10 protein-coding genes are annotated in these 12,565 nt (G+C 35.8%); 3 read left to right on the forward strand and 7 right to left on the reverse strand.

The window, feature by feature from the left end:
• The first annotated feature begins 386 nt into the window (after nucleotides 1-386).
• Together QVB70_RS01415 and QVB70_RS01420 are read left to right on the forward strand one after the other, a co-directional pair.
• Nucleotides 387-3,353 (forward strand): DEAD/DEAH box helicase, encoded by a 2,967-nt coding sequence (locus QVB70_RS01415; RefSeq protein ID WP_287582646.1) that lies wholly within the window; start codon nucleotides 387-389, stop codon nucleotides 3,351-3,353.
• 186 nt (nucleotides 3,354-3,539) lie between these two features.
• The gene (locus QVB70_RS01420; RefSeq protein ID WP_287582647.1) at nucleotides 3,540-4,127 is read left to right on the forward strand and encodes an ADP-ribosylation factor-like protein; all 588 of its coding nucleotides are present in this window, start codon (nucleotides 3,540-3,542) and stop codon (nucleotides 4,125-4,127) included.
• A 337-nt stretch (nucleotides 4,128-4,464) separates the two neighbouring features.
• Here QVB70_RS01420 and QVB70_RS01425 read toward each other — a convergent pair whose 3' ends face one another.
• Together QVB70_RS01425 and QVB70_RS01430 are read right to left on the reverse strand one after the other, a co-directional pair.
• Nucleotides 4,465-4,665 (reverse strand): hypothetical protein, encoded by a 201-nt coding sequence (locus QVB70_RS01425; protein WP_287582649.1) that lies wholly within the window; start codon nucleotides 4,663-4,665, stop codon nucleotides 4,465-4,467.
• A gap of 1 nt (nucleotide 4,666) precedes the next feature.
• Nucleotides 4,667-5,359 (reverse strand): PadR family transcriptional regulator, encoded by a 693-nt coding sequence (locus QVB70_RS01430; RefSeq protein ID WP_287582651.1) that lies wholly within the window; start codon nucleotides 5,357-5,359, stop codon nucleotides 4,667-4,669.
• A gap of 161 nt (nucleotides 5,360-5,520) precedes the next feature.
• Between QVB70_RS01430 and QVB70_RS01435 the strand changes: the two genes are divergently transcribed.
• A complete protein-coding gene (locus QVB70_RS01435) occupies nucleotides 5,521-6,288 on the forward strand; it encodes an HAD family hydrolase (RefSeq protein WP_287582653.1) in 768 nt (255 codons plus the stop codon).
• Nucleotides 6,289-6,368: 80 nt separating this feature from the next.
• Here the strand turns inward: QVB70_RS01435 and QVB70_RS01440 are convergent, their stop codons facing one another.
• The 5 genes from QVB70_RS01440 to QVB70_RS01460 all read right to left on the reverse strand — a co-directional run.
• Nucleotides 6,369-7,538, reverse strand: coding sequence for a class I SAM-dependent methyltransferase (locus QVB70_RS01440; RefSeq protein WP_287582654.1), 1,170 nt, complete (start codon nucleotides 7,536-7,538; stop codon nucleotides 6,369-6,371).
• Nucleotides 7,539-7,585: 47 nt separating this feature from the next.
• Nucleotides 7,586-8,809, reverse strand: coding sequence for a class I SAM-dependent methyltransferase (locus QVB70_RS01445; RefSeq protein ID WP_287582656.1), 1,224 nt, complete (start codon nucleotides 8,807-8,809; stop codon nucleotides 7,586-7,588).
• A 340-nt stretch (nucleotides 8,810-9,149) separates the two neighbouring features.
• The gene (locus QVB70_RS01450; RefSeq protein WP_287582658.1) at nucleotides 9,150-10,190 is read right to left on the reverse strand and encodes a hypothetical protein; all 1,041 of its coding nucleotides are present in this window, start codon (nucleotides 10,188-10,190) and stop codon (nucleotides 9,150-9,152) included.
• Nucleotides 10,191-10,322: 132 nt separating this feature from the next.
• Nucleotides 10,323-11,753, reverse strand: a complete 1,431-nt coding sequence (locus QVB70_RS01455; RefSeq protein WP_342766533.1) for a beta-galactosidase — start codon at nucleotides 11,751-11,753, stop codon at nucleotides 10,323-10,325.
• Nucleotides 11,754-11,883: 130 nt separating this feature from the next.
• Nucleotides 11,884-12,565: ATPase domain-containing protein (locus tag QVB70_RS01460; protein WP_287582660.1), on the reverse strand; the 682-nt coding region annotated here is incomplete at its 5' end.

The raw sequence follows: 12,565 nt of genomic DNA on the forward strand, positions 1-12,565 counted from the left end.
GTTTTGAAGAGTATAGTTGGAACTTACTAAGAGATAGGTGAACTACCACCCTACAAGTAGGCTGGCTTCCTGAATCATCCATTCCCCAACGGGACATGTCAAACAGGCTCTACGGGCAGTCCCTGCCCTGAACGTGATGTTATTTTGAGAACCGGCGAGTATGACCTCAGCTCAATTCTGCCTACTTGTTATGTGCACATAGCTATTTAAAGGTTAGAGACTGTTGTGAAAGTGAAACAAGTAACGCAATTCATCCCCCCAACAAGTTGAGGGGTCTTCTTGCGGAGAGTATTATAAACTAATAAAAGGAAAAAAACTAACAATAATAGCTTTTATTAACATCATATTCTTATAAGGGAGATCTCAAACGTTCTTGAGGAATTGTAGTGGTTGTTGAATTAAAAGTAACAGAAGTGATTCCTGAAACATTAGAAAGTGTATTTCCCTTTGAACGTTTCAATAAGATGCAATCAGCTGTTTTTAATATCGTTTTTAATACAGATGAGAATGTTGTTTTAGGAGCCCCCACAGCGTCGGGCAAAACAGTTATCGGTGAACTTGCGATTTTAAGGGCTTTAATAAACCATCAAGATGATCCCAATAAAAAGGTCGTATATATTGCACCATATAAAGCTCTAAGTTACGAAAAACTTGAAGAGTGGACCAGTAAATTCGAACCTTTAGGCTATAACGTGTATGTAACAACTGGAGAAACTGAAATTGAGCCTAGAAAAGCTGCTAAAGCACATATAATAATATCAACACCTGAAAAAGTTGATAGCTCAAGTAGAAAATTTATGAGTTCTACATACGAGTTCATCAATCGTATAGATACTATAATAATTGACGAAGTGCATCTTTTAGACTCACCCGAAAGAGGAGGAGCTTTAGAGGTACTGATATCCCGTTTAAGAAAAATCAATGAAAATTTACGAATAGTAGCTTTAAGTGCCACAATGAAGAACATTGAAGATGTTGCCGCGTGGCTAGGCGCAAAGAAGCCAGGAACTTTTGTTTTTGATGACACTTACAGACCTGTAAAGTTAGAAGCAACAGTCTGTGGGTATAAGCCAGATAAAAAGAATAGATGGAATAACAAACACCTTAAAATTCAACTTACATATGATTTAATTGCTCCACACATCGAAGTTGGTCAAGCATTAGTCTTTGTTTCAAGTAGACGCGGTACTGTTGATACGGCACAACAATTATTAAAAAACTTTTCAGAAAACGAAAAAATGCTTATAGGAAATAAAGAAACAAAGCTATTGGGCAAAAAATCTAAGGATATTGTTAACGATATCTTACGCTCATGTTTTGTTGAAGGTATAGCTTTTCACCACGCGGGATTAAGTAGAAATGATCGGGAGATCGTAGAATCTGCTTTTAAAAATCGACTTTTAAAAGTACTTGCGTCGACAAGTACTTTAGCATGGGGAGTGAATTTGCCTGCTCGCGTAGTTATCGTCCAAGACACAACCGTCTACGACCCTTTAAAGGGTAAAAAAGAAATAAGCCCTTTAGATTTATTACAAATGCTTGGAAGAGCAGGTAGACCTCAATTTGATAACTTAGGATATGGAATCATCATAACAGAAAAAAGAAACGTTGAATACTATCGGGGACTATTAACCGGGAAGGAAATTGAATCAAGATTAACTGAAACATTAGAAGAGCATCTCAATGCAGAGATTAGTTTGAATTTTATTAAAACAGAAGCTGAAATAAGTGATTGGCTGAAAAGCACGTTCTTGTATAGTTCCCAAAAGGATGAACTAAAGATTCAAGAAATAATGGATACTACAAATGAATGTATCGAACGGCTTATCACAGATGGATTTATAAATAAAACAGAGCTGGGGCTTGTTTCCACGCCTTTAGGAAGCCTCACCTCAAAGTTCTATTTGCGTTTAGATACTGGAAAACTTTTTTTTGATGCAGTTGCAGTTCACTCTCATGAAATCATTGATGATGAAGAAATCCTTGCACTTGTGTCAAAAGCCAGCGAATTTGACGATATGGTAGTTAGAAAAAATGAACGGGGTGTCTTTCGAGATGTCATTGAGAGTTATTCGGCATCTGGTTACGTAAAAGATCTGAAAAAACATCAAGAAAAGGTATTCGCAGTCTTGCTTGCATCTCTTAAAGGCGGTGTAAAAATTGATATTGAGTTTCAGACAGACGCACGCGTTATAAAACAAAACGCTAATAGACTATTGTCGGCTTTGGAACGTTTCTGTGATGAATTCTCTGAATCCATTCTAATTCGTGAAAAGATCAAAAGGCTTAGTGTTTTACTAGAATATTCACTACCTGAGGAATTTTCGGAATTAATACAAGTTAGAGGTATAGGCGCAAGAATAGCGACATTGTTAGCGAGTGCAAATGTTATGGGATTAAAGGACTTGATACAACTCAGTGTAGAAGAAATGATTAAACTTGGTATCAAAAAGGCTAATGCAGAAAAGATCCGAAAAAAAATCAACGAAATGCCTATTATCACTGCTGAATGGGATATTAGAGAAAGAATGAACATTGATGAATCTCAAGAAGCACTTTTCAGATTAAAAAATTGGAGTTTTCCTGTACGTATCAATGCAACATTGTTGTTAAACAAAAAGAAATTAATAGAACAGACTTTATTTCTAAGTAAAGAAGAAGATTGGATTTTTCCAGTTTATATTACGTCTCCAAGACAACAAACTATTCTATGTGAATCAATGGTTTCATTCATCGATTTTGAGAACTTGCCAATAGTTGATAGAAAAGAAATCAAGGTGATAAAGCCTCGTCCTAAGAAAACCTTAGAAATTGACAAGATGGAGAAAAAGCCAAAAAAAGAAAAATTAGCGGATACCTCTTCAAAGTCAATTGGTAAGTGTAAGAACTGTGGTTACGATTTAGTAAAGAAAAAAGACGAGGTACTGTGTACGTTTTGTGGCATATCATATAGAATTTCAAAAAGCGCTAAAGTGTTGCCTGAAAGCAGTTGTAAACGGTGTGGCCTTCCCAAAATGCGATACATTTATGGTGGTTATGATATTATTTGTTGTGTTGATCGCCAGTGTCAGAATCCCGACAAAATAGTAAAGGAGCAATTTGAAAAAGAGAAATATTCCTGTCCTAAATGTGGCAACCCTCTTATCTTTCTTCGGAGAATTGGCCTAACAGTCGGATGCAATAAATATTATGATGAAAAGAATCCTTGCAAAACAGCTTTTGTACTGCCGACTTATGCAGTGCTGCATGATGATCGATGTCAATGTGGGCTTCCCCTCTTTAAATCTAAAAACAAAATACGGTGTTTAAATCCGTCCTGTGAGTATAGTGGCAGAGACATTGTCGATTCTTAACAATTCAGATATTTAAATGAAGTTTTGAAAATTTTTGCGATAAAATATATTACTACAAGTTTCTTATTTTTCTAAAAGCTTCGCCGACGAAAAATAATGACAACTCCTTCCTTATTTCTGATCAGAACCTTGACCTCTTTATAAATCATGTTAAATCAATTAAATTAACAAAGGTGTTTGAGCTTTATGTCCTTTACAACAGATATCAAAACGGTAAATAAGCCGATAAAATTACTTAATCGTATAAATGTTACAAAACTGCTCCTTATGGGGCCTGCCAATGCAGGTAAAACAGTTTTTGGAAAAAAAATTGAAACGGCGTTTAATGGCGTCAAAAAGAAGAAGAACACATCTAATCTTGATACTATCTGCGAATCCTACATACCTACACCTGGAATTGACTTTTACAGAGTTTTTATGCAAGAAGATTCTCAGTCATATATGTTATGGGAATTAGGGGGGCAAATACACTATCAGCCGCTATGGAGTATTTGGTGGAAAGGCGCTAAGGGTGTTTTTGTGGTAATTGATTCTACAGTTATAACGGAGAGTTACTTAGCAAAAGTCAGAGAGATCATAGAATTAATACATGATGCTTTATCTCTTCCTTTCGTAGTCTGTCTTAACAAAATCGACCTTTCAAATTGTAATACAAAAGTCCTAGAAAATATCAGCGAGTATTTAGACATTGAAGAGGATAAGATTATACCTTGTAGTGCAGTCACTGGATTGAATGTGCGAAATGCTTTGTATTATCTTCTTGAGATTATCTAATTTAGTGAACTACCACCCTACAAATAAGCTGGCTTCCTGAATCATCCATTCCCCAGCAGGACATGTCAAACAGGCTCAACGGGCAGTGCCTGCCCTGAACGCGATGTGAAGTTAAAAAATGCAATTAAAAAATAGTGATGAGTTAAGGTAAGAACTGGCGAGTGTTACCTCAGCTCAATTCTACTTACGATCTATGCGAATCACTACTTAAAGATTAAGGAGTATCGTGAAAGTGAAACAAGTAACACACGCAATTCATCCCCCCAACACGTTGAAGGGGTCTTCTTGTGGAGAAATAATAAAAAAATGCAGTTAAAAAATAGTGATGAGAAAAGGCTTATGCTTCATTCTTTTCTTCTGCTACTTCTTCTATCTTTTCTAGTTTTCTGTCAATATGCTTAATCTGAGCCTCTAAGAGTTTTTTATATAATTCTAAGAAATCTTTTTTTAGTTCTGGAAAATCTTCCTTTTCCATTATTTCTGGCATACAGTGAAAATGCTTCAAGAATATTGGAAATATATGTTCCATCCCAAACATGTTATTCCACCTCCTCTTCTTTGTTTTCTTCAGTTTCCATTTTTTCTAATTCTTTGTTGATCTTCTCAAGTTCTTTCTGTAATCGTGCTTTATAGTGCTCTAACATCTCCTTTCGGTCATCATCTTGAAGCTCATCCCCCGAAAAAAGATATTTCATCCAAGGCATCATCCACATCCAAGGACCAATATGATGATGTCTATGATCCATCTCATGTCTCATTCTCTCTTTGATTTTCTGCTTTCTTCCTTTCCAGTGATCGATTTCGTCCATATCTTCATGTAAAAACAACTTTGAAAATAAAGAACCTAATTTTCTGCCAAAATGTTGCCCTAAATACTCAAACATTTTTGCACCATATTCTTCTGAATATGTAACTTCTTCTTCAAAACTATCAAAAACTTCGTTTAAGATGTCTCTGCCTTCTTGTGTAATCTTATACATTTTTTTATCAGGCTTGTCTTCCTGTTCAACCTTCTCGCTTTTAAGAAAGCCCCTTTCTTCAAGTGAATTCAATGCAGGGTAAACAGTACCACTTTTTGGCTTCCACACATCGCTAAAGATTCCAGATAGCTCTTGTAGAAGTTCATAACCGTAAGCCTCTTTTTTTCTTTCCGCCATTAAGAGAATCATAAATTGGACTGGACTAATCCGTCCGTGTGAAGTTTTCGTAAATCCTTTACCGAACCATACCAAACGGTAGACCTCCATATATTTAGACTACTATATATATTGACGTCTACATAGTATGTCGTAAGCCTATAAAAAGTTGACGGTTTTTCAAAATAGAATATTAGTCTCTACTACAGAGAAACTATAAAATGGAAATTAACTAATCTTAAATGAGGGAGATCTTGATGACAAGTAACACAGAAAAAAGATATGCTGCTATTTTTGATTTTGACGGCACTTTAGTTGAGTCGCATCCACGTAGAAATATTGCTCATTCAAAGGTTTGTGATTTTTTATTAAAATACCTGAATATTCAAGGAGAGATTCAAGAAAAGGTACTATTAAACTTAATTGAACTGATGGAACGTGAAATGAATGAAAAGCACATTTACAACCGCAATATTTGGTGGAAAGAAGCTGTAAAACGATATTTTAGTAAAGATATTTCGGAATCAATTTCGGAATCCACTCTTAATGAACTAACTACTATCTATTGGCAGACCGTGAGTGATGAATCCAAGATTTTTCCGGGAGTAGAGGATCTGCTGGCATCTCTCTGGCAGAAAGGCATTAAGCTTGGTTTAATGAGTGATACTGATGGATTGGAGGGTATGAAGGCTAAAAGAATCGAAGACGCTGGGTTAGTCGAATATTTTGATGCGATTATTATTCCTGGGGAAGATACCAAAGACACGAAGCCAAGCACACAGCCGTTTATTAAGATATGCGCAGCTCTTGGAGTAGCCCCTGAGAATTGCGTTCACGTCGGAGATAACCCACAAGTTGACATTTTAGGAGCTAAGGAATTGGGAATGAAAACAATCATCCTTACGCCAGACAAAACGCATTTTAAAGAAAAAATCTTGATCCCAGATTATCTAATAGAACTTAAAGATATTAAGAAACTGGAAGAACTTATCCCTGAGCTTTTAAATGAAAAAAATGCAAAATGACTCTGATTACAATGAAAAGAAAGAATGACGGTAGCTTTTATGCACAAAAAAATGTGCTAGACAAAAAAATAAGGTGAAGTTCAAGGTTTTTTGACGACAATAATCTCCTGATGTCCCCCATACAACGGAAGAGTCTCAAAGGTTTTGAGATTGAATCCGGCATTCTCATAAAGTTCTCTGATATGAGCCATATCTACGAATTCTGTAAAGTCTGTGAATATCTTTGACAATTGCGAATGCATACCTATCGATAATCTCTTGGAAGGATGTTCCTCAGGTAACTCAACAGCGACTATAGAAAAGTATGTACCACCTGGTTTGAGGATCCGATAGATCTCATTTGTTAAATGCTCATAATGCTCAGGTTTGAAATATTGATGCAAGTTTATGGTCAATACTAAGTCCACAAGATCGTCATTGGCTGGCAATTTCTGCTTAGCTACATCCATGTAGCGCAGGTTAATTATACGACCTAGACCTAACTTCTTAAGCCTTTTGTTGCCATTTTCCACTACTTTCCAGTTGAAATCAAGTCCCACGCCTCTGATTTTATAAAGGCGAGCAAGCTCTTCAAGAAAATAGCCAGTTCCACAACCAATATCCAATACAATAGAATTTTTCTTTAGATGTATATCGAACTCTTCGAGATACAGTGGAATATCTCGACATAGCACGCTACTACATGCTTCGAGATGATTTTCGATAAAATCGTACTTCTGTGTCCCGATTAATGAATCTACGCAATGTCTACTCCATATATTTGAAAGATGGCGTTCATCCAGTGTTTTCGTCCAATAAAATGATTCGTTGAGTAATGACCTTATTACCCCGTTCTTGTCGTTTCTGAAATGAACTGCAAGAGGCTGTAAACAGTAGAAACCGTTATTACGATAGATTAAATCCGAGGTTTCCATTAATTCCAGCCATGCATCTAATTTCTTTGCGAACTGTTCTAGGTCATAAACACTATCCTTGTCGTCTATCGTTACGATACCATTACCATTAGTTGTATATTCAATGATGTCCTCTTTGGTTGCAACGTATTGGTCTCCACTATTTTGAAACGCATCGAAAAAACCACATTTTAATCCATTAGCAATTTCGGCTGTAACAATGAAAGGTTCTATGTACTCTTTCAGAAAACTGATTGCAAGGCCGTTGCCTAAGCCTTCTGTTACACGAACATGATTGCTTTTGTTTTCGTCCTCTCTTTTAGTTTGTATTTTACGTCTTCTAGTTTTTTGTGCCATTTATTATCACCACACTAGACTTTAAATAAAAAAAACGTGATTCCTGTTTAGGTTTTAACTGCAAAGAATACTGCTTGACGGCTTCGGAAAATCATAGGAACTAACTTTGTGATTTTAAATCCTGCCTTCTGCGCGATATCGGTGAGATGTTCTTTTGTACGCCAGCCTGTAAATCCGCTGAATAGAAATTGAAACATTGTTTGCGTAGAGAGCATGAGCGTGTCGTCTGCACCATCACATAATGGCACAATTGAGAGGAATTTACCTCCAGGTTTTAATACACGAAAAATCTCATCCGTAACGTTTTGATCGCCGTATCTCGGAAAGAAGTGGTGAAAGTTTATTGCAGTCACTAAATCGACAGAAGAATCGCTTAGAGGAATTCTATCGGTAGCTAGATCTACTTGTCTGTATTCCAGGCGACTACCAAGTCCAGCAGTTTCGGCTTTCGCAGCTCCCATTTCGCAGCTTCCTAGGTTGTAATCTAAGCCTATTCCTTTAGTATTAGGATGTTTCTTGGCGATTTCGATGAGCCAATCACCTACACCACATCCAAGGTCGAGTACTAACGGATCGCCTTCATCAAGGTTTACCCCAAATTTTGGTAACGACATTAACAATCCGGCTCTCACTTTTTGAGGGACACGTTCAGTATAAACGGCTCCCTCCTCTGGAGAACCGATGTCATCGTAAGCCTTAGTTCCAAAAACATGGCGAGGATAGTCACCAAACGACGGCTTTGAGTAATACTCAGTGAGGTTCATCATAGCCACTGCGATACCTACAGATGAGTCGGTTCGTAGATAACTCCCTAATCTAGTTAGTTCCCACTGTCCACCATTAACTTGCTGTACTATCTTAAGCTGTGGTGCAGAAAATAACTCAAACAATGCTCCTATCTTTTGCTTACATACTTCGATTTCCTGTTCCAAATTGAGAGGATCTAACTCGATCTTGTCGCTATCAACGAGATATTCTGCAAGTTCAGCAATTTTCATTGGCTTAGACATGGCGTCAAAAATTCCCACTTTAAAAGCAATAAGTACAGCATTTGTCGTATACGCTAAGGGAAACAAATGCTCTGAGTAGAGTGTAGCTTCTTCTGCGTACTTACGATGCAGATCTGTAGGCATCTGCTGCAATTGTTCTTCAGTTGGCTTTGGTATTTCATAGATTCCTTCAAGAGAAGACTTTGTTTTTTCTAAAACTTTGTCTTGTTTTCTTTCTAATTCTTGAATAGTCATTTTGTATTTACCCCATTTCCCCCCCATGCGGGGGGTTTCACCCACTATGTGTTTTCCAAAAGAATACTTTTGGAGATGTGTCTTAGGTGAGTTCGTTAAATTAAATGAACTCAGTATATTACAAGGTAACTTCATATTTATAAAAATTACTATTTTTATGATAATTTAAATTAATATTATTGTGTCAAAATTAGCTAAAACTGTTAAATACAGGAAATTTCTCTGGAGAATAAGGCGACAAAAATCTCCCCTCAAATAATGACATTTTTTTTCGACAGAACCTCTAAATATATATCAATGAAAAAATAAGCAATAGTTCTAATTTCGAATAAAAATAGACTAGAGCATAAAATATCACTTGGCTGAATTAAAGCAACGGAATTCCAGGAAAATAAAATTGTATCAAATATTTCAAAACATAAGATAAGATGGGTAAAATTGCCATACTAACAAGTCGTCCTGCGTTTTTTAAGTTTATTCCCCATACGTTTATTGCTTCAGCCCTGTTGCTTATGACATTTAGTCCAAGAACTTCAAGAAAATAATCTGTTGGGATATTTATTCGCATATCCAGTCCTCGCATGACCGCATCAATTCTTTCATATAATGCTTGTGTTAATATATCTGTTTTCTCATTTTTCAATGCTGTTAACTTTCGATTTACACCTAGGAGAGGAAGAAAGTAGAATAATGCGACTGAGATACCATACAAACTAACTCCTGAAAAAACAAGCAGAGTTGAAAGCGGATCTTTTGGCAGATAGACCATTAAAGGTAAGATAATGATTCCCACAAAACCCCATGCAGTAGCTGATGTTAGCCCAAAGCGTATAAGTGGACTAAATCCAAATGCTTCATCTGACGCTAGTGGTTTTTTTTCGCTAATATACAAATTTCCAAGATAAAAAATGGAATACACACTACTTACACAAAACCAAGCAAGATATCCTAGAATGAAGTCAGGAAAGATACTATAAACATTATAAAATATGAAATTAGTAACAGTGACTCCAGTTATTGATAAATTATAGAAAATGTGTCCTGCACTGAAGATAATCCCAAAAAGGACCGGAATTAAAGAATTATAAACAAAACTCATCTGATTAGTTGCAGTTGCTCTAAGTTCACGTACTGGAATTTTTTCGGTTGCAGTAGCTGCACATTGTCTTATTTTCTGAATAAGAAGCAGACCTCCTACTATTGCTAGAAAATAGAGTGGGGTAGCAAGATTAGGTCCAACATAGGAAAGTGAAGGACTTGGGGGGGAGGTTATAATGAAGATTTCTGTCCAATGTATTCCAATTAAGGTATAAGATCCCATAACGAGCATTAGATTAATAATTGCTATTAATAATGCAATTCTAACTTGAGTTTTCGTGATAGTATAAAGGTAGAAGTTCTTATGCATAGTAATCCCACTATCTATTACATTTCTTCAAATATATAAAATTAATGTATTTATCAAAATAAAAAATATTTCAAAATATATTTATAAAAAAGAAGAGATTAAGATGGTCTTAAAATGAGTACAAAATAAACATTATTCACTTGGCTCTTTTAAGCTCGATGAGGTATCATTAAACTCTAAATTGTAGATCCAGTCAATATTTTTAATTCCTAAGAAATATCCTAAAATTAATAAACCACACCAAGGAAGCGTTACAAACCATGCAGGTAAGATTCCAATACCAGCATAAAGTCCCAAGTGGATAGTCAAAAGAGCAGCTATAATTATATAAGGAAATGTGCGAGTTGGTCTTAATTTGGCTCCACGCCACTTCATAGCTGCTGCCATTCCAGAACGGATAATAAAAAACAGAAAGGCAGTTAAGCCGAAGGGAAAATGTACATTACTTCCCAGAATGGATGTAAATGAAAGTATCATTAATATCGTTGGCATTGCTAAATTTGAATTATATTCTTTAGAAGTCAATATCCACTCGCTAATAGTAGTAAAGGCAGGTTTTGGTGTTCGGTCTAGCCTAACCAATCCAAAATGAAGTTCAATTTCTCCAAAAAGCGGACTGAATGCACCAAATTGTATAGAAGTTGATGTCCAAACTGGAACTGAGGTTTCATCGTTGAATTCAAACCATAAGATTCCAGCAAGGTCGAAATCTGATACTGTTGATAATAATGCCTTAACGTACTGGTCTTGCTTTTTTTCAGTATGGAGAGAATCAAATGTTGAATAACCTGCTTCAGTAATCATAACTTCTTTACCTGAAAGTTCTGCTTCTCGGATATAAGTAGCCCATATGCTCGGATGCGCACCGGAATAAGTTCCAGGATATGAATCTAATCCAATAATGTCAAAATCAAGACTTCGAATCAAATTAATGAAATGAGACCACAAGGGTACGTCACAGTTCAGATTTAAAACGATTTTTGCACCTGAATCGAGTTCTCTGACGGTGTTGCACATTCTTTCATAGAAGCGAAATATATCGTTCCATCTTGTAGGAAATACTCTCATATTTAACTCGTTTTCAATTTGCCAATAATCAACATAGACTTTATATCGTTCAACAATTTTTCGAATAAATGCTTCAGCATTATCATTGAACTCGCTAGAAATTAGTTGTCCTGCCCATTCTGGCTCTCCAGTCGCCAGAATAAGTAAAATCTTAAATCCTTTATTGTTCACACGCTCAATAAACTCATCTACGACGTCAAAATGTAACTCCCCTTTTTCAGGTTCTACAACTACCCAAGGAGCATCAATTCGCAAAATAGTAAAACCACACGCTTTCATCATGTCTAAATCTTTGTCTAACTGAATATAATCAGGATTATAGAAATCTATTCGATATGTTACTCCAGATATAGGATTAGGATGTTCCTCTGGAAAATCAGCAGAAAATGTTGATAGAGGAGATAAAAGAATTATACCCGTTAGTAGAGCAATCCATACTGAAGTTTTTATTAATTGACGGTTTATAATAAGAATCCTCCTATAAGCGAAACTGATTTAGAGTATATCTTACTTTTTCTACTTTTAAAATTAGAGGTTTTTCAAAGATTGAGTCAATATATCCTGAGAGACTTGTCAATAGATGAATAAAACAATCTATATTGCACTGATCACCTTACTCATAATATTAAAAAGACAAAAGCCTTATTTCATTTATTGAACTAAATCCTTTTTCTGTTATAACATATGGTAAGCTCTCATCAATCATATTACTTCTTCCTTTTCTTAGAATCGCAAATCGTTTATTGTTAATCAATCCTTTCCTTAATTCTACTAATTTTCTAGAGTATGCATAAAGACAATCTTCTCCTATGGGGGTAGTCTTGCCTTTAAAACTTCTTACTTGACTGAGAATAAGAGTAAATAAACTATATCGGCGCGTCTCACAGTATATTCGGGCCAGATGTTGTTCCAGTAATCTTCTTAGAGCTATGCTTTTCTCTATGGAACATGATTCTAAGCGGTACAAATTAGAAATTGTGTCTATAATTAGAAGTTTAAACGGTCTTTCATTTAATAGAGCCTTCAGATTTTTTAGATATTGTATCTGTTGAGTGAAAGTCTCTGGTTGGAATAGTGCAATAAAATCTGAAACATCAGTTTTATCATCAATTTGAGCTATTCTTCGAGTATTAAACTTATGTTCTGTATCAATATAAATGGTAGAGTGTTCCATCTTCGCTACATTAATAAGACTCTGATACGCCAGTGTTGATTTTCCAGTTGCCGCTTCTCCGAAAACCGTTGTAACTTCACCAGTATGCAAACCACCCTCTAATAATCTATCGATAGGTAGCGCTGCCGTTGGA

It is taken from the genome of Candidatus Borrarchaeum sp. (assembly GCF_019058535.1).
Taxonomy (GTDB): Archaea; Asgardarchaeota; Sifarchaeia; order Borrarchaeales; family Borrarchaeaceae; genus Borrarchaeum; species Borrarchaeum weybense.